General features: G+C 47.6%; 11 protein-coding genes. 6 read left to right on the top strand and 5 right to left on the bottom strand.

Annotated features, from left to right (window positions below; all coding sequences use genetic code 11):
• Positions 1–144: 144 nt before the first annotated feature.
• On the bottom strand, positions 145–1557 hold the full coding sequence (locus EOJ37_RS07405; protein WP_127959294.1) for a GH1 family beta-glucosidase: 1413 nt from the start codon (positions 1555–1557) through the stop codon (positions 145–147).
• Between the two features lie 120 nt (positions 1558–1677).
• Between EOJ37_RS07405 and EOJ37_RS07400 the strand changes: the two genes are divergently transcribed.
• Together EOJ37_RS07400 and EOJ37_RS07395 are read left to right on the top strand one after the other, a co-directional pair.
• On the top strand, positions 1678–2715 hold the full coding sequence (locus EOJ37_RS07400; protein WP_127959293.1) for an oxidoreductase: 1038 nt from the start codon (positions 1678–1680) through the stop codon (positions 2713–2715).
• A gap of 619 nt (positions 2716–3334) precedes the next feature.
• Positions 3335–9304 carry an autotransporter-associated beta strand repeat-containing protein gene (locus EOJ37_RS07395; protein ID WP_127959292.1) on the top strand — a complete coding sequence of 1990 codons (5970 nt, stop codon included), beginning with the start codon at positions 3335–3337 and terminating at the stop codon, positions 9302–9304.
• A 115-nt stretch (positions 9305–9419) separates the two neighbouring features.
• Here the strand turns inward: EOJ37_RS07395 and EOJ37_RS07390 are convergent, their stop codons facing one another.
• Together EOJ37_RS07390 and malX are read right to left on the bottom strand one after the other, a co-directional pair.
• A complete protein-coding gene (locus tag EOJ37_RS07390) occupies positions 9420–10604 on the bottom strand; it encodes a MalY/PatB family protein (RefSeq protein ID WP_127959291.1) in 1185 nt (394 codons plus the stop codon).
• A 46-nt stretch (positions 10605–10650) separates the two neighbouring features.
• Positions 10651–12237, bottom strand: a complete 1587-nt coding sequence (gene malX / locus EOJ37_RS07385; RefSeq protein ID WP_127959290.1) for a maltose/glucose-specific PTS transporter subunit IIBC — start codon at positions 12235–12237, stop codon at positions 10651–10653.
• 219 nt (positions 12238–12456) lie between these two features.
• Here malX and malI point away from each other — a divergent pair, with 219 nt between their 5' ends.
• Entirely contained in the window at positions 12457–13488 is a 1032-nt protein-coding gene (gene malI / locus EOJ37_RS07380) for a Mal regulon transcriptional regulator MalI (protein WP_127959289.1), read from the top strand.
• A gap of 104 nt (positions 13489–13592) precedes the next feature.
• On the opposite strand, the gene EOJ37_RS07375 is transcribed toward malI, so the two are convergent.
• Positions 13593–15002, bottom strand: a complete 1410-nt coding sequence (locus EOJ37_RS07375; protein ID WP_127959288.1) for a YdgA family protein — start codon at positions 15000–15002, stop codon at positions 13593–13595.
• Between the two features lie 175 nt (positions 15003–15177).
• Positions 15178–16356, bottom strand: coding sequence for a mannose-6-phosphate isomerase (gene manA, locus EOJ37_RS07370; protein WP_127959287.1), 1179 nt, complete (start codon positions 16354–16356; stop codon positions 15178–15180).
• Between the two features lie 352 nt (positions 16357–16708).
• Between manA and ydfG the strand changes: the two genes are divergently transcribed.
• From ydfG to tnpA, 3 genes are all read left to right on the top strand, one after another.
• The gene (ydfG, locus tag EOJ37_RS07365) at positions 16709–17461 is read left to right on the top strand and encodes a bifunctional NADP-dependent 3-hydroxy acid dehydrogenase/3-hydroxypropionate dehydrogenase YdfG (protein ID WP_127959286.1); all 753 of its coding nucleotides are present in this window, start codon (positions 16709–16711) and stop codon (positions 17459–17461) included.
• A 331-nt stretch (positions 17462–17792) separates the two neighbouring features.
• Complete coding sequence (locus EOJ37_RS07360; RefSeq protein ID WP_240651678.1) at positions 17793–18536, top strand: cytochrome c peroxidase; 744 nt, start codon at positions 17793–17795, stop codon at positions 18534–18536.
• Between the two features lie 81 nt (positions 18537–18617).
• Positions 18618–18703, top strand: an 86-nt coding sequence (gene tnpA, locus EOJ37_RS15055; RefSeq protein ID WP_420820626.1) for an IS66 family insertion sequence element accessory protein TnpA, incomplete at its 3' end; no start/stop codon positions are given.

Here is an 18703-nt window from a genome sequence, read left to right as displayed (position 1 = left end):
ATGCCTACGGAAATAAAAGCCGCCCATTATCGGGAATTGGCGGCTTAACGACAACCTATGAATTGCAGGGATATTGCTCTTTTTTAACTAATCTGATGAAAAAGTGTGGCAAACACCCCTGGCAACCGGCGCACGCGCAGCGTGTTAGCGCTCAGCAGCATTGCTGGCGATAAGTTTCTGATACCAGAAAAAGCTCTTTTTACGCTGACGCGCCAAACCGTTGGCATGATCAACGTAGACAAAGCCATACTGTTTTTGAAAACCATTTAGCCAGCTTAACAGATCGATAAACGACCACGGGTAATAGCCACGCACATCAGCGCCTTGTTCGATTGCCGCCTCTACCGCACCAATGTGCTGGCGCAAATAGTCAATGCGAGCATCATCAAGCACTTCACCATCAACAATCGGATCTTTGGCACCTAAGCCATTTTCGGTGATATACATCGGGATATCACCATAACGTGCTTTGATGTTCATAATGCCTTCAGTCAACCCTTGCGGGTAGATCTCCCAATCCCAATCGGTATAGACCCCGTTCGGATTGCGCACAAATTTGAACACGCCTTTGAAGCCAAACTCATTGCCTTGCTGGTGACCGAGACCTTTTTCACCAGACGTGTTCATGGTCAGGTGTGAGTCTTGGTTGTTAGCGGCGATAGTTTCACGTTTATAGTAATTTAAGCCGATAAAATCACAGATATTGTCACGCAACAACTGTTGATCGCCGTCAGCGAACTGCGGAACTCCCCACAATGCCTGTGCCTGAGCAAGCAGCTCGGCCGGATACTCTCCTTTCAGCACTGGATCATAGAGCCAATGGGTGAAAATACCTTCAGCCAGGTGATAGGCCGCCATATCTTCAGCAGACTGGCTGAGCGGTGTGTGCGTCTGCAACACATTGACGAAACCAATTTGCCCATCAATGCCACTGCGACGGAAAGCTGCCACCGCTTTGGCATGTGCAACAAACACATGATGGCAAGCCTGGATCGCCCGCGCCGGGTTTTGCAGACCTGGTGGATGCCCACCAGTGATGTAGCCAAAACCGATAAAACAGACTGTCTCATTGAAGGTTGACCAGAGTTTAACGCGATCCCCATAACGCTGATAACAGAGGCTGGCATACTCTTCAAAAGCTTCAGCCGTGCTACGCGCTTCCCAACCGCCTTCATCTTGCAGCGCCTGTGGCAAATCCCAGTGATAGAGCGTTATCATCGGCTCAATATTGTGTTCCAATAATGCGTCTATTAGATCACTGTAGAATTTTACTCCCGCTTCGTTGATGGCTCCGCGCCCCTGTGGCAGCAGACGTGGCCAGGAGATAGAAAAACGGTAGCTCTGCAGTCCCATTTCTGCCATTAGCGCAACATCTTCACGAAAACGGTGATAGTGATCAACGGCAACGTCACCGTTAGTACCCTGATAGGTGGTACCTGGTAAATGAGAAAAAGTATCCCAGATTGAGGGGCCTTTTCCATCTACATTGTGCGCGCCTTCAACCTGATAGGCGGCAGTAGCGGCACCCCAGAGGAAAGATTTCGGGAAAGCAGACATGACTATTCTCTCGCTATATGAAAAACATTAAGTCTAGTTTATGGTGGCTTGAAATGCGATTGCAACCGGTTTCTGAAACCGGTTACAAATTTGAACCGTCAAGGTTCTTAAGGAGATGTGATGGTTGACAAAATCCGTGTAGCCCTGCTTGGTTATGGAAATGCAGGTAAAACTTTTCACGCACCGCTGATTGCTGCCACGCCCGGCATGGAATTAACCGCTATTGCCAGCAGCTCAGCCGACAAAGTACATAGCGATTGGCCGGCAATTCAGGTAGTCAATGATGTACGTTGGCTGTTCGATGATCGTCGTATTGACCTGATTGTGATTGCGACACCAAACGATAGCCATTTTGCTTTAGCACAACAAGCACTGGCGGCCGGCAAACATGTGGTGGTGGACAAACCCTTTACGGTGACACTGTCACAGGCTGAACAGCTAAAACAACTCGCGGAACGGGAAGGGAAACTGCTTTCGGTGTTTCATAATCGCCGTTGGGATAGTGATTTTTTGACCCTCAAAACGCTATTAGCACAAGGTACGCTGGGGGAGGTGGTCTATTTTGAATCCCATTTTGATCGCTACCGACCGGAAGTACGTACCCGCTGGCGTGAGCAAGCAGGAGATGGCAGTGGGATCTGGTACGATCTTGCACCGCATTTGCTTGATCAAGCACTGCAACTATTTGGGATGCCTGAAACACTGTTTGTTGATTTCGGCTGTTTACGCCAAGCTTCAAGCGCCACTGACTACTTTCATGCACTGCTCAAATACCCTCAATCCCGAGTGGTGCTGCACAGCACATTGTTAGCTGCGGCTGAAACACCACGTTATCTTGTGCATGGAACACACGGGAGTTACATCAAGTACGGTTTTGATCCACAGGAAGCACAATTAAAAATGGCTCGCTCTCCGGCTATGGCACAATTTGGTCACGATCCACAGCAGGGGATCGTGACGTTGTCACAAAATGGTCAATTAACTCAAAGCCCGTACACCAACTTACCGGGTAACTACTTGGCCTATTACACAGCGATTGCTAACACACTTCATGGGCGAGGTACAAATCCGGTAACGGTAGAACAGGCAATTGCCGTGATGAAACTGCTCGAACTAGGTATTTACTCCGCCAAACAGCAACGGCCATACGCAGTGTAGCTCTCATAGATTGCGCGCCATTTTGTTCTCCCTGGTCAGTACGCAATATCACTACGGTACTTTCTGGGGGGCGACTTTCCAACCTCACTGCTCCAATCAAAACCTGGCGGGATAGGCTCGAAATAAAGCACAAATAATGGGGCCATTTAGACAACATAATAGCGCTGCTATCGCACTACCCGCCGTTTGACAGATAATCAAACACCACCGACGACGCTAACCGGTGAATAGAATAATCTTACTCATCTGTAGCGTCGCCATTCTGTCACAAGCTTAATTAATCGCATGCTAATAACCACCACTTTATTCATTACCTAACTGCTATTTTTTATTATTTGGCACCTCACCCACAATAAAACTTACCTTAAAGATATTTGATCTATAAAAAAATATCAAAAAAGATAAAAATAAAAGATAAATGCACAAAACCTTTGTTATTCATAACAGTATGAATTTTATTGTTTTGCAAATCATCACTACCGCTATAGCTGAGTCATTCATATACATAAAAAAATATATCGAAATTTATTGTATTCATTTGTAATACAACATAAACAACGGTATAGTTTTCGCGTTTATTTATCGATTATTTCTCGCTCATTTTGTTAAGGAAAAGAAAATGACTTTCTTAAGTTCATTTGATGAAAAATCTATAGTAAAAAAACAAAAATCTTCATTATTTCCGAAGATTATTCCGCTCACTAAAGTTGCGCTGCTGGTTTTCTCCACTTGTGTTTTTGCTGATGGTAATGGCGGTGCCAGTGCGGGTGTATATCCGAATGAGAATGGCAGCAAAGGCGGTGCTGGCGGTGGTGGCGGGATCCTTAGTCAAGGTGGTGCTGCCAGTTCAAGTACCTTGGCGGGTTCCAGTGGCAATAATGCTGGCAATGGTGGCCAAGGTGCGGCAGGTGCCAACCCCACCGATAAAACAGGTGGCACCGCTGGCGGTGCCGGTGGCGCCGTTGGCAGTAATGGCAAGGGAGGATCTGGCAAAAATGGCGCTTCCTACATCTGTAAAGAGGATTGCGTAGAACAAGGGGCTGGCGGTGGTGGTGGTGGTGGTGATGGTTTTCATGGCCAAGACCTTGCAGATATGCCAAATGATATCGTCGGTGGCAACGGGGGGAATGGTGGTAGTCTCACCAACCAAGATGGTATCTCGGCTGATGGTGGCAGCGGTGGCGGTGGTGGCGCAGGTGCCTATCTCTCTGGTGGTGAAAGTGCTACCACCCAAGCAAATATTACTGGCGGCAACGGAGGCCGTGGTGGCACGGGAACATCTGGCGGTGCCGGTGGTTATGGTGGAGCCGGTGGTAGTGGGCTGATCAGTGACTCTGTCGATATTATCAACCAACATACGATCCAGGGAGGTAACGGAGGTTCGGGTAACGGGCGCCTAGGAGGAAAAGGCGGCGATGGTGTTAAAGGTAACGACCTGAAATTAATCAACAATGGCGAAATAAAAGGCGGTGATGGCGCTGGAGAAGATCCGGGCTATTATAGCAGCGGTGGCAATGGTATCTCTGGCGAAAATCTTAACATTATTAACCATGGGTTAATCAAAGGAGGAACAAGCTCTATTTCCAGCGGTACAGGTAATGCGATTCGCTTTACCTCTGGTAGCAACCGCCTAGAGCTACACCACGGTTCAAGAATTGAAGGCAATGTGGTTGGCACCGGACAGGATACGTTGGTATTGGCCGGTGATGAAGATAGCGACTTCGATTTTGGTAAAGAAACCAACTCCAAATTTACCGGATTTTCAGAGTACCAAAAAATCGGCAGCAGCACCTGGTCACTCACCGAAGTGGCTAATCAAGCAGCGAACTGGTCAGTTAAAGAAGGCACTTTGCGTTTAAAAGTCGCTAACGCGATCGCCAATGCCAAGCAAGTGGTGGTTGATGAAGCTGCGACACTGAGTTTAGAGGATAAAGAACAAAAACTTAATAACTTATCAGGTGCAGGTACCGTAGAAGGCAGCGCCACCTTAACCGTGAATAACACTAAAGACACCATTTTCTCGGGTGACTTAACGTTAACCGAAGGTGCGGGTTTAATCAAAGAGGGCGATGCCAGTTTGCAACTGGACAAAGCAACTGACTATACCGGCGATAGCGAAATTAAAGCAGGCACCTTGAAGCTGAAAGCCGCTAATGCGATTGCCAACAGCAAAAATGTTAGCGTCAGTGCAGCAGGCACCCTTGATTTAGGCGACGAAGAGCAAACAATCAATAACCTCACTGGCGAAGGCAAACTGACAGGTAACGGTGAGTTAACCCTAAATAACAATCAAGACACTACCTTCTCTGGCATCATCGATCAAATTTCCAAACTGATTAAAAGTGGAACGTCATCACTGACACTGGCAAATCAATCTGACTACCACGGCGAAACACTGGTTGAAAAGGGGGAATTGCGTTTAAACGCTGCAAATGCGATCGCTAACAGCAAAAAAGTGACGGTCAATGAGGATGCCACGCTTAATCTGGGCGACAAGCAGCAGACAATAAACAACCTTACTGGTGCAGGTAACCTCACCGGCAGTGCCACGTTAACCACGCATAACACTGAAGATACCAGTTTCGCCGGCGAGTTGAAGTTAACTGACGGAGCGGGGTTAACCAAAACTGGTGATGGTAATTTGCAACTCGATATGGCGTCTGATTACACCGGTGTCACCGATATTCAGCAAGGCACCCTGACACTGAAGGCAGAGAATTCTATCGCCAGCAGCAGCAGCGTCAAAGTCAGTCAGGATGCAACACTCGATCTGGGCAGCGACCAGCAGCGACTGAATAACCTTTCAGGCAACGGGAAGGTAACCGGCCAATCAACCTTGACCGTTAACAACAGTGCAGATAGCCGTTTTGATGGTCAACTGAGTTTGTCTGATGACGCCGATTTAATCAAAACCGGTAGCGGTACACTTGAGTTGGCTCAGCAGGCTGACTACAAAGGAGAAACCCGAGTTACAGAGGGAGAACTGCGTTTAGGTGTTGAAGATACCCTTGCCAACAGCAGTAAAGTGACCGTTGATGAGAACGCCACACTTAATCTTGGCGAAGACGATCAGACCATCAATAATCTGACGGGTGCCGGTAACCTCACCGGTAGTGCCACGTTAACCGCGCATAACACTGAAGATACCAGTTTCGCCGGCGAGTTGAAGTTAACTGACGGAGCGGGGTTAACCAAAACTGGTGATGGTAATTTGCAACTGAATAGGGCGGCTGACTATAGCGGTGTCACTGATGTTCAGCAAGGCACCCTGACGCTGAATTCAGAGAATGCTATCGCCAACAGCAGCAGCGTCAAAGTCAGCCAGGATGCGACCCTCGATCTGGGCACCGACCAGCAGCAACTAAATAACCTTTCAGGCAACGGGAAGGTGACCGGCCAATCAAATTTGACCGTTAACAACAGTGTAGATAGCCGTTTTGATGGTGAACTGAGTTTGTCTGATGACGCCGATTTAATCAAAACCGGTAGCGGTACACTTGAGTTGACTCAGCAGGCTGACTACAACGGAGAAACCCGTGTTGAAGAGGGTGAACTACGTTTAAGTGTGGAAAATGCCATCGCCAACAGCAATAAAGTCACTGTTGAAGAAGGTGCAAAACTGAATTTTGGTGACTTTAATCAATTGATCAATCAATTGACGGGTGGCGGTGATCTAGTCGGTAATGGTGAGCTCACCATTAATGGTAGCCAAGATTTTACCGGCAGTATCGCCGGCATCAATAAACTGATCAAAGCCAGTAATGATCTGTTAACGTTGTATAAAAAGGTCACTTATCAAGGTGAGACGGTGATCCAAGCCGGCACCTTAAAGCTAACCGTTGAAGACACCATCGCAAGCAGTGATAAAGTGACTATTGATAGCGATGCTAAGCTTGAGTTTGATACTGAAAGACAGACGCTCAATAACCTCAACGGTAGTGGACAAATCGTAGGTAACTCGGCATTGGTGCTTAACAACAGTGAAGAGACGATCTACAGCGGTTCAATTAAGGCCAGCGAGCTGAACAAACGCGGTAACCAACAGTTGACACTGTCAGGTAATGATCATGATCTGAGCGGAGATGTTAATGTTGAAGAAGGCACACTGGTCTGGTCTAACACCAACAATGTGCAACTGAATGGTGACTATGTCACCCAATCGAATGCAACGACCGTACTCAATCGTGGTAGCCATCTCGACATTAAGGGCGCGTTAACCCAGCAGGCAGACTCAACGCTACGTGTTAGCGTTGGAGATGGCAGTGGCATCAAAGCAAAAAGTGCTGATTTAACCGGCAGTACGCTCGATTTTAGCGGGTTTACTGATCTGTATGGCCCAGATAATATGCCAACACGTGCCAGTGATATGGAAGGGAAAACCTACACTGTTTTAGAGACAGAAAATGGCATCCAAGGTTTTGAAAAAGTCAACGTACAACGCCCTGACTTCATGCTGTTCCAGCGCAGCCTGGGTAACGGTGACCGTGACCTGATCTTGGGAACCCGTTTGGCTTGGACCGCAGGTAGCAGCCAAGAATCGACCGGTACCTTCACGCTCGATGAAAATAGCGCCTTCGATGTCGATGTTGCGTTAAACGATCAGGACAATTTGGGCATCAAGTTTACCGGCACCGGTTGGGATGGTAAGAGCTTAACCAAAAATGGAGCAGGGCGGTTACGGCTTTCAGCCAGCAATGGTTACACCGGTGGCACCACGCTGAATGATGGCATTATTCAGGTTTCGCGTGATGAGAACCTCGGTGCTGCCAGTGGCAAACTGACGTTTAATGGCGGTACCTTGCAGGTGGATGAGGGCTTCGCCTCTGAACGTGAAATTGAAGTTACAGAACAGGGCGGTGAGCTTGACGTAGTACAGGGCGACCTGTTGTTACAAGGTAAGTTAAGCGGCAATGGCAAGTTAGAGAAAAGTGGTGAAGGTACCTTAACCCTCTCCGCCTCAGCAGATGACTACACCGGTGAACTCGCTATCACCGAGGGGACATTGAATCTAACTACCTCGTTAGCCGGTTCATTAAGCGCGACCAATGACAGTATTCTGAATATATCGGCAGCATCGTTGGCAGGGGATCTAACCCTGAGCCAAGGCGCTCGTTTGATGTTACAAACCCCGTCAGTTACGCCTGCGGGCGCAGCAATGGATAGCCCTGTAGCGTCACACAATAACTTTCAGGTGAAGGGAAATGCCCGCTTTACCAATGGTGGTATTTATTCCCCGACCATCACCGAAAATTCAGCAGATCTACTGTCAATTTCTGGTAGTGCTTACCTTGATGGTGGTCAGCTTCAGGTCAGAGCCAAAGAGGGCGTCTACAGCAAAACGGCAACGCGTTATCGCATATTGAATGCTGAACAGGGCATCAATGGCCAGTTTGCACAGCACTCGATTTCAAATCCGCTGTTGTCAATGACGCCTGAGTACCAGAAGAATGATCTCTACTTGTCAATTCGTCGTAACGACCAATCGATCAGTGGTCTGGGTATCACACCAAACCAGAAGAGCACAGGTACCGCATTTGATCAGTTTACCGCAGAAAACCCATTGAATGCGGCACTGGTGTTGCTACCAAGCGTTGACGCAATTGACAATGCGCTCGATCAAACCTCTGGCGAAATTTATGCCTCGTTAAAATCCTCAATGACCAAAGAAACGCGCTTTGTTCGCGATGCTGCCAATGATCGCTTACGCAGTGCCTTCGATTCCGTGGCAGTGAATGGGTTCAATACCCAGGATGAAGCAGTAACTCCTGATTCTGCTTTCTGGATGCAAGCTTGGGGTTCATGGGGAAAACTGGAAGGCAAAGCAACAACAGGTGCCACGTTAGATCATGATGTTGCTGGATTAATCATCGGTAGCGACACCCAACTGGGTGAGTGGCGTGTTGGTGGTCTGGCGGGTTATGCCCACACTTCGGCCGATGTTGAACTGCGTGCATCAAGCAGCACAGGAGACACGTTCCATGTGGGTGCTTATGCCGGACGTCAGTTTGGTTCGTTGTCACTTCGCTCTGGTGTGATGTATGGCCATTACGACAATACGGTTGAGCGTACAGTCAATTTCGAAGGTTACATTGATCAGCTATATAGCGATGTAAGCGCACATGCCGTTCATGGTTTTGCCGAGCTAGCCTTACCGCAACAGTTTGACGGGTTCGGTATCGAACCGTATGCCAATGTTTCCTATGTTTATCTCAATACCGGTAGCTTTGCAGAGAAGGGTAAACAGGCTGCATTGAGCGGTGGTCGTCAGAGCAGCAACAACAGCTTCAGTACGCTGGGTGGACGTTTCGAGTACCGCTTGAGTGAAGTTGTGTTACCTGCAACTCTGTCAGCACAACTCGGCTGGCAACATACCTATGGCAAGGTCACTCCACAATCGGTGCATCGCTTTAACGGCAGCACTGATTTTATGATCACCGGCGTTTCTCAGATAAAGAATGCGGCGATTATCGGGGCTGCTGCGGAATTGGAACTGCATCCTGATATGAAACTCAGCGTCTCCTATCAGGGTATGTTGGGTAACAGTGGTCATGATAACAGCGTGACAGGCATCTTTAACTGGTCTTTCTAATGCTGTTTTCACGTTAAGTAAAAAGGAGCTGCGGTAAACACCGCAGCTCCAGAATACTCAGTGAGCCAAGATGGGCAAAGCCTACTGACTGGCAGTTTAATAGCCGTCACCACACTTACTCGCGTTTTGCGCGCATAAACTTCAGTGCCGAAATTAATTTCGCGACGCCCGTCTCAACCTTACTGCGAGGGCAACCGACATTTAAACGGACAAAACCACGCCCCTCTTCACCATAAGTAAAACCAGGCATAATCGCCACTTGCTCACGCTCTATCAGCACTTGCTGCAATTGATGGTCATCAAGTTCCAGTGCTCGCAGATCAATCCATGCCAAATAGGTGGCTTCTGGCGGTTGCCAGTTCAATATCGGGAAAGCCCGGTTGAGTTGCTCTGCGACATAAGCCAAGTTAGCTTGCAGATAGCTGCGCAACGCATCCAACCACGGCTCACCTTGCCGGTAAGCGGCAATATGTGCCGCCACGGCAAGCACGGCAGGCGAGGAAAGGCAATCACGATTTTTCAATGCTTGCAGATAGATATCACGCGCATGCTGATCACTAATCAGACCGTAAGCACCCGTTAAGGCAGGTATATTGAAACTTTTTGACGCTGAGGTAAATAGCGCCCAAGGTGTGGTCGCCACTTTGCTCCACGGCGTATGACGATGCTGCTGCCATACCATGTCCATGTGGATCTCATCACTGATCACTTTCACGTTATGGCGCTCACAGAGCTCAGCCATCTGTATCAGTTCCTGCTGACTCCACACTTTACCGGTCGGGTTTTGTGGGCTGCACAGTAGCAGAATGCGGGTCTGTGGCCGCGCTAATAGCGCTTCTAAATGTGCCATATCACACTGCCAGTGATTGTTGACCTTATGCAGTGGGCATGGCAGCAGTTGACGTTGATTACTGCTAATCACCTTATAAAAAGCATCATAGGTCGGGGTATGTGTAACCACAAATTCACCACGTGAAGACCAGATACGGATCAATTGCGCCACCATGTACATCACGGAGGGGCCGTATACCGCCATTGAGGTGTCAATCGTGTGGTGAAATCGCTGTTGATACCAGTGCCGTACTGCGCCAAGAAAATCTTCATGCTGCCAGCGGCTATAACCAAATACACCATGTGCTATCCGTTGTTGCAACGCATTCACAATACAGGGGGCAGTGACAAAATCCATATCGGAGATAGTGAAAGGCAACAGATCCGCACGACCAAAACGATCGGCAATGTAGTCCCATTGAGTACACCAAGTGCCGTGGCGGTCAACCGTGGTGGAAAAATCAAACATGCGAAACTCCAAACAAGGGCGTAGCAGGCTACGCCCAGAGAGGAAATTATGAATTGGCTATCAATGATTCTAATTCATCTTTGACTGATTGCACCTGTGGGCCGATCACCACCTGTAAGTTATGCTCATTCAGATGTACCACACCAATGGCACGGTTGGCTTTCAGCAATGCATCATCCACTTTGCTCATCTCATTGACCGACAAGCGCAAGCGGGTAATGCAGTTATCCAGAGAGACGATGTTCTCTTTACCGCCCAGCGCGGCCAATATCGCCACCACATCATAACCAGACTTACCAACATTGCTGCTTGCTGTAGTCGCCATTGCGGCAGCACTTTCACTCTCTCTTCCCGGCGTTTTGATGTTGAAGCGCTGGATTGAAAAACGGAAGATCGCGTAGTAAACCGCAAACCAGAGGCCTGCAATCACCGGTACCCAATACCACTTGGTCGCTGTGCCGTGCAAAATACCAAACACCACGAAGTCGATAACGTTACCATCAGTATTGCCGATGGTAACACCAAGCAGTGCCATCACGGTAAAACCAAGGCCGGTTAATACTGCATGGATCAGATAGAGATAGGGCGCAACGAACAGGAACAGAAACTCGATCGGTTCAGTGGTGCCACCGACTACGCACGCAACCACGCCAGAAATCAATAATCCTTTAATTTTATGTCTGTTTTCTGGTTTCGCACAGTGATAGATTGCCAGAGCAGCGCCTGGTAATCCGCCCAAGAAAGCCGGCATTTTGCCCTGCGATAAGAAACGAGTGGCGCTTTCAGCAAAACCTTGCGTGGTTGGACAGGAGAGCTGGGCCTGGAAAATGGTCAGTGCGCCGCTGACTTCACGGCCACAGACATCCAGTGTACCGCCCGCTTCAGTAAAACGGATCAGTGCTACCAAAATATGGTGTAACCCGAAAGGCAGTAACAGACGTTCCCCAGAACCAAAGATCATCGGGCCAAAAGCACCGGCACTGTTGATTATACGGCCTAATCCATTGATGCCAGCAGCAAAGAACGGCCAGATAAGTGGGATTAGCAGGCCACACAACCCAAGCACGACGGTAGTGATAATCGGGACAAACCGTGTTCCACCAAAGAAAGCTAATGCGTCAGGCAGGCGGATAGTACTAAAACGTTCGTGTAGCAGATAAACGATAATGCCCACGATCACTGCACCCAAAATGCCGGTGTCGATCGATTGAATACCGAGAATGTTTTGAATGTTGTTGCTCTTCAGCACCAATGGATCACTACTGGGCAGGATCCCAGCAGTTGTCAGGTAGAAGTTGGTGGCCAAATTGAGAACGGCAAAACCAACAAAACCAGAGAAGGCTGCCACGCCTTTGTTTTCGCGCGCCATGCCCAACGGGATTGCAATGGCAAACATCACCGGTAGAAAACTAAAAGCAAAAGAACCGATCTTGCTCATCCAGGTAAACAGTAACTGAAAGCTTGAATGACCAAGAAACGGCATCAGTGTGATCACATCGCGGCTACTTAGTGAGCTGCCAATCCCTAGCATAATGCCGCAAAATGAGAGCAGTGCAACGGGCAGCATAAACGTCTTGCCCAAGCTCTGGAAAAACTCCCAAAGCGTCACTTTTTGTTTGTGAGATGCTGGCATAACAGATGACTCCTAACAATAAATTAATGGTGGTTTATGCCCGTCCAGGTAAATAAATGATAAAACGTTTTACCAACTAAAAATGCGGTCAATGTCACAGATTAAGGACAAAAGTCATGCTAACAACTCACTTACCAGGTAAATCGTTTTACTTGATAAAGATTTTCGGTATACCCTTGATTGGGTCAGAAACACGCTAAATAGTAGTTTACAGAATCGATGAGTATCAAAAAAATCACCATTAATGATGTCGCCAGAAAGGCTGAGGTCTCAGTAACCACAGTTTCGCTGGTGCTTAGCGGCAAAGGGCGTATATCGCCGACTACTGTCAAGCGAGTCAATCAGGCGATTGAACAGTTGGGCTATGTCCGCAACCGTCAAGCAGCGACACTGCGTGGTAGTGCTTCAGGTGTGGTGGGGTTGATCTTACGTGATGTCTGCGAACCCTTTTATGCACAAATGACCTCAGGATTAAGTGAACTGCTTGATCAACATGGTAATGTGCTGTTTTTAACGCAAAGCGGCAGTAGCGGTAAAGGCGCGATGCGTTGTCTTGAAACGCTGCTCGAGCATGGCGTTGACGGCATCATCCTGGCTGGCGGGTTACGCAATATCGATCAGTTAAAAAATCGTGCAGAAGAGCAGGGGGTGCCGTTAGTTTGTGCAGCTCGCTCAAATTGGATCGAGAGTGTTGATTTAGTTCGCCCAGATAATGTCCAAGCAGCAAAAATAGCAACAGAGTTTTTGATCAAACGCGGCCACAGCCAGATCGCCTACTTGGGCGGCAGAAGCGATTCGCTCACTCGCGCTGAGCGACTCGGCGGCTTCTGTGCCACGCTGATGCAGTATGGTTTGCCATTTCGTAGCGAATGGATTATTGAGTGTGATTGTCAGCAGTATGCCGCAGCACTGGCAGTTCAAGAGTTGTTACGCCAATACCCGAATGTCAGCGCGATTGTTTGCCATAAGGCATCGGTTGCCCTGGGTGCCTATTTTGGCATTTTGCGTAGTGGCCGCACTATCGGTTCCGGTGGAGTGGATAGCTTTTTAGGGCAACAAGCAGCACTCATCGGTTTTGGTGATACCATAGATTCAGAAATGACTGAGCCGCCGCTCACTTTTGTCTCCGACTCAGCACGTGCTGTAGGGCACAGCGCCGCCGCTCGGTTATTACAGCGTATCAATCAGACAACACTACCAATACAGAGCATTATTCTGCAACCAACACTGATTAATCGCGGTTCTGCGTGACAACGTAACAGAATAACATTGATGCGGTAACGCCAGAATGACAAGAGCGCAGCAAGGGAAATAAACCCTATGTGCGCTCTTCTACTGTCAGTATTACTGCGCGATTACTTGCTGAACAACTTGGTCAACTCTTCCAAAGTCATTTCTGAACCATTCAGATTCGCCACACCATCTTTGTAATTCAGTTGGCTGGTGATTTTCTGTTTTTGAGTATCAAACTGAATCATTTGTAGTACTTGAGCCGTTCCTGTCCAGAGATCAACCTGATGTTCTGCAAAGCGACGCGAGTCTTCAGCAGTATGGCCTTGTAATTGAGTAATCTGCGCCATCGCCTCTTTGGCCATTGGCATTGAGATGGCAAGATTAGAATCAATCTGCTTAATAAATGCGACCGGAGAGGTATCACCTTCGGCTACCGGCTGAAACACCAGATTCATGTTAAAGCTACTCTCACCCTGGCTATTCTTCCAGTTAAACGGCTTAATGCTGATAGAAGGGTGTCTTTTTAACAGTTGAGGAAGGTTGGCGTTGATCTGTTCCGACAGCACCGCTCCAAGTGAAACTTCATCCATCATTTCATCTTGTTTATATTCATCAATTGCAGCAAGCACCGTTTTTAGAACGCTGCCATCCAAATTATCAAACTGCAATGCTAACTTCATCGCACCTACATTTAACTTATCCACTTTCAGAGCAGCAATATTGTAGTCGACAGAGGTGCTCAACGTATCGCCGGTTTCTCGGCTTACGCCTGTTACATTCAAATTATCAATGGCGACTTTTTCCGCCCCGTCTCTAGTCACAGACAGTTGTTTCAGCGCAATACTCTGCTTACCTACTGGCAGGCCAAACGCGCCGTTCACTGTGTTGTTACTGATCTCTAACCCTTTCAGTAGGATCTGTTCTGACACATCTTCACCATTGCTGACACGCAGCTCAAATCCAGCCGTGTTGAGATTGAATTTAAGCTCACCCGTTTTCTTTGCAAAATGGCCGTCGACATTAATTTTTGTACCACTGAAATTAACCACTCCCAAATTTAAAGGAATAATATTCAGCCTCACAGCCATGGTCTGGCCATACGAGAAACGGCTATCGAGAGTAAAGGGCGATTCCCCTTTAGTAATCCTAAATACGCCAGCAGAATAAGGTGTATTTTCCAATGTAGAATGAGCAGCAGCCATACTAGGCAACAAGTTGAATCTTTTTAACTCCGACTGTGGGAAAGGGCCATGGTCAACTGTTGTCAGAAAAGAGACAGTCTGCTTATCTGACCGCCCGGCAGAAGAAATATGCAGCACATGGCGCATCTTGCTGCTAAAAACACCACGCTGATAGTCTTCAACGGTGATGGCTAGATTAGCCCCAGGGAATTGCGCTGTGAGCTGTTGATTAAGTTGTTGCAAGCTGGAAGGAAGCCGTTGCTGGAGTTGCTTACCGGTATACCAAGCTGCGCCTGTCCAAATTACGCCAAGAGCAGCGATGACGCCAACAGCAACTAGTGATTTTTTCATGATTTGATCTGTCCTTTTTTGTTAAGCCTTGTGATGCAGCTGTCCGCTGTCCTCTTGACTGGCTGAGACTACCGACTGAAACATCTTGCCATAAGTAAGTGAACGGATTATAGAGCTGCCTGTTTCTTTTTCAAAATATATCTAGCAGACGATATCTGTATCGTACACAGACCAGTTAAATCTTGCCGGTACCAACACGCGCTATCCGACCACTTCCTGTTACCTGAATCGGGACTTCACAAGCAGGGATAAAGCAGGATCCGCCTGGTGTTAATTCTAGCTTCTGCCCAGATGTTTCTAACACGGCTTTTCCTTCTAGACAGAACACTATTGCGGCGCCGGGTTGCGCCAAAAAATATTCACTGGTAGAGAGCGTATATAAAGAAAAAGCAAAATCATTTACCGCAATTGGGAAGTAGAGTTCATTGCCTCGTTGCTCTGGTTGAGTTAATAACCCAGACGCAGGCTGTGGATCAAACTGCACATTAGCTAACAATTCATCAATATCAATAAATTTAGGCGTCAACCCAGCACGCAACACATTATCTGAATTAGCCATGACCTCTAATGCAACACCATGCAGATAAGCATGAGGGGTTTCAGCCGCAAGAAACATCGCCTGACCAGGTGACAGTGTCACAACATTGAGCAGCAGCGGAGAGAACAGGCCGCTATCATCAGGATAAAAATCGGCAATGAAACGTATGGTATCCCAAGGCTCACCAGATTGAGTGACCAATGCCTTTTTTAACTGACTGAGCGCATGAGTTTTCTGCTGTTCACTCATTGCCAGCAGTGCGGCAAACAACGTCGCTAGATGAGTGAGATCCGGTTGTTGTAAGAAGGCAGCGATATCCTGGTGTGCATCAGCAACCGGCTGTAACAGTGCCACTATTTCGGTCAACTCTCGAAAACCATTCATCGCGCGGAACGGGGTCAGCGCAAAAACCAGCTCGGGCTTGTGGTTAGCATCCTTATAGTTACGATGTGGCGCATCAAGCGGAATTCCGGCTGCATTCTCTTTGGCAAAACCGACTTCAGCAGAGCGCTTATTGGGATGTACCTGAATAGATAATGGCTGATCGGCACATAATACTTTAAATAGAAATGGCAACTCACCAAACTGCCGCGCCACTTCAGCACCCAACTGATTAAGCGGATCAGCATTGATCACCTCTCGCAAAGAGCGCTGATTACCCTCTAGATCAACAACCGATGAACTACTTTTGGGGTGTGCACCCATCCACAATTCAGCCATTGGCTGTGCTGTAGGGTTCGCTATGCCGTACATTTTGCTAAGAGCATCGACGCTGCCCCATGCGTAGTTCTGTATCGCATTGATCATCTTTTGCATGTTCTATCCTGGTTGTTACAGTCAATAAATCGCTAATGATAAATGTAGTCAGTAAACAACGCAGGGTAGGGTATTGCAAGCCTTAGCAACAACAACTCTGTTGCGAGTCGTGTTGTTACCAAAACGCCATGTTGCCAGCGCTATTCGGTCTAGATTGGCTTGGTAAGCTATTGCGAATCTGTCATCTCTGCTGATTTTTCAATTTAACATAATATATATTATGCGCACTCATGTAGTGATAAGTAGAATCTGACTGAATTTCGTAACTTGATAGACCCAGGGCTAAACTGGCTTCAATTTACAAAGCGCGTTACAGTACCAAGCCTGACAATCCGCAAATATTGAGGTAAAGATGATCATTTTCGTTACCGGTGCTACTTCCGGTTTTGGTGAGGCTATCGCACGTAAGTTCATTCATGCCGGCCATCAAGTGATTGCTGCTGGTCGCCGGGTTGAACGTATGGAAGCATTAAAGCAGGAGTTGGGCACTGCGCTGCACATCGTACGGCTCGATGTACGTAACCGTGCTGCAATCCAACAAGCGATTGCAGAGTTACCGACAGCACTGCGTCAGATTGATGTGTTGGTGAATAACGCAGGATTAGCATTAGGCCTTGAACCGGCACACAAAGCCAATCCCGACGATTGGGAAACCATGATTGATACCAATACAAAGGGGTTGGTAAATATGACGCGCGCATTACTACCAGCGATGGTTGAGCGTGATGTCGGTCATGTGATTAATATTGGCTCGACGGCAGCTAACTGGCCTTATGCCGGTGGTAATGTCTACGGTGCTACTAAAGCGTTTGTGAAGCAGTTTAGCTTGGGATTACGTGCAGATCTGCATGGCACACAGGTTCGTGTTACCGATATTGAGCCAGGGCTAGCCGGTGGTACCGAGTTCTCACAAGTGCGTTTCAAAGGTGATAACGATCGCGCCGGAAAAGTCTATGCCGATACCGAAGCACTGACACCAGAGGATATCGCGGAAACGGTATTTTGGGTCGCCACACTGCCAACCAGGATCAACGTCAATACATTGGAACTGATGCCTGTCAGCCAATCTTTTGCTGGTTTGAATGTACATCGCGCGGCTAAATAATCAGACAGTATATTAGCGCCAAAGCATAAAATTACTGGCAGGTTTTCCCCCTGCCATATCACGATTTATGACCCAACACGTCAATCTCTTCAACACACTGCAACTGCTTTTTTTCTCTAACCTGCTGACGTGACATTGTCACAGATGCTCGGACTGAATATGCACTCTTGCGCTTTATTCTATTGATTTTAATCAGGTCAAATTGTTATCTTAGGCGCTTGTTATCTATCCTACTATTTTTCATAACGTTTATTTAAATGATAGATAACCTCATGCAGTAATGGAACTATAGCTTTGCGCTATAAATAAATAGACTCATTGGAGCTAGAGCATGATAAAAAAGATAATTTTGGGGTTTTCTACTATTGCAGTACTTGGCTATCTAGGGACTGTTGGTTATGTCTACCACTATGATCAACAACGTTTACCTGCTGTTGCTAATAATCGAATTGATACCCTGTTAACCCAATATGGCTGCGATTATTGTCATACCCGATCAGCACAACTGCCCTTCTATACTCAGTTGCCATTAGTCGATCAATTCATCGAGCACGATATCACACAAGGTATGCGCCATTTTGATTTGGCAGCAACACGTACAGCGCTACAGAATGATCAACCGGTGCCTGAAGTTGATCTGGCAAAACTGGAAGCTGTTCTACAGAATAATGAGATGCCACCTAAACTGTACAAAGTGATGCACTGGGCGGCCAATATCAGCGAAGCTGATCGAGCAGTGCTGATGAAATGGATCCAACAGCAACGTGCAGAAAACTATGCACATTCTGAAACACCGATTCATCTGCGTACAGCTGCCCTGCGTCCAGTGCCAGAGTCGCTATCCACCGATGCTAGAAAAGTAGCTTTGGGAGAGCGCCTTTATCATGACCCTCGCTTATCGAAAGACAATACTCTCTCTTGTGCCAGTTGCCATCAACTTGATGCCGGTGGTGACGATGGTCGAATCGCCTCTATTGGGATCAATAACCAACGAGGGCTAATAAACGCCCCAACCGTGTTTAATGCCGTTTTTAACAATACACAATTTTGGGATGGTCGTTCAGCAAATTTGTAAGCGTCCGGTAGCCTCACCTTGCCGCAGCGAATAAAGCCTTTCATTATTCTCGCCATCACATCCTCTGCTTGAGAATAAACCATGCCATATACCAAACAGCAAAAACAGCAGCATCTTGATAACTGGCGAAACAGCGGACTCTCCCAATCCGCTTACTGTCGCGAAAA

Source organism: Serratia microhaemolytica (assembly GCF_004011885.1).
GTDB classification, from domain to species: domain Bacteria; phylum Pseudomonadota; class Gammaproteobacteria; order Enterobacterales; family Enterobacteriaceae; genus Serratia_G; species Serratia_G microhaemolytica.
The sequence above is the reverse complement of the archived record's forward strand: the minus strand, read 5'-3'. Positions and strand labels throughout refer to the sequence as shown.

What these genes read in the sequence shown, in the direction of transcription:
- ydfG (WP_127959286.1), top strand. Translation starts at nt 16,709, where the DNA reads ATGATCATTTTCGTTACCGGTGCTACTTCCGGTTTTGGTGAGGCTATC.
- EOJ37_RS07375 (WP_127959288.1), bottom strand. Translation starts at nt 15,002, where the DNA reads ATGAAAAAATCACTAGTTGCTGTTGGCGTCATCGCTGCTCTTGGCGTA.
- EOJ37_RS07390 (WP_127959291.1), bottom strand. Translation starts at nt 10,604, where the DNA reads ATGTTTGATTTTTCCACCACGGTTGACCGCCACGGCACTTGGTGTACT.
- malX (WP_127959290.1), bottom strand. Translation starts at nt 12,237, where the DNA reads ATGCCAGCATCTCACAAACAAAAAGTGACGCTTTGGGAGTTTTTCCAG.
- manA (WP_127959287.1), bottom strand. Translation starts at nt 16,356, where the DNA reads ATGCAAAAGATGATCAATGCGATACAGAACTACGCATGGGGCAGCGTC.
- malI (WP_127959289.1), top strand. Translation starts at nt 12,457, where the DNA reads ATGAGTATCAAAAAAATCACCATTAATGATGTCGCCAGAAAGGCTGAG.
- EOJ37_RS07360 (WP_240651678.1), top strand. Translation starts at nt 17,793, where the DNA reads ATGATAAAAAAGATAATTTTGGGGTTTTCTACTATTGCAGTACTTGGC.
- EOJ37_RS07405 (WP_127959294.1), bottom strand. Translation starts at nt 1,557, where the DNA reads ATGTCTGCTTTCCCGAAATCTTTCCTCTGGGGTGCCGCTACTGCCGCC.
- EOJ37_RS07400 (WP_127959293.1), top strand. Translation starts at nt 1,678, where the DNA reads ATGGTTGACAAAATCCGTGTAGCCCTGCTTGGTTATGGAAATGCAGGT.
- EOJ37_RS07395 (WP_127959292.1), top strand. Translation starts at nt 3,335, where the DNA reads ATGACTTTCTTAAGTTCATTTGATGAAAAATCTATAGTAAAAAAACAA.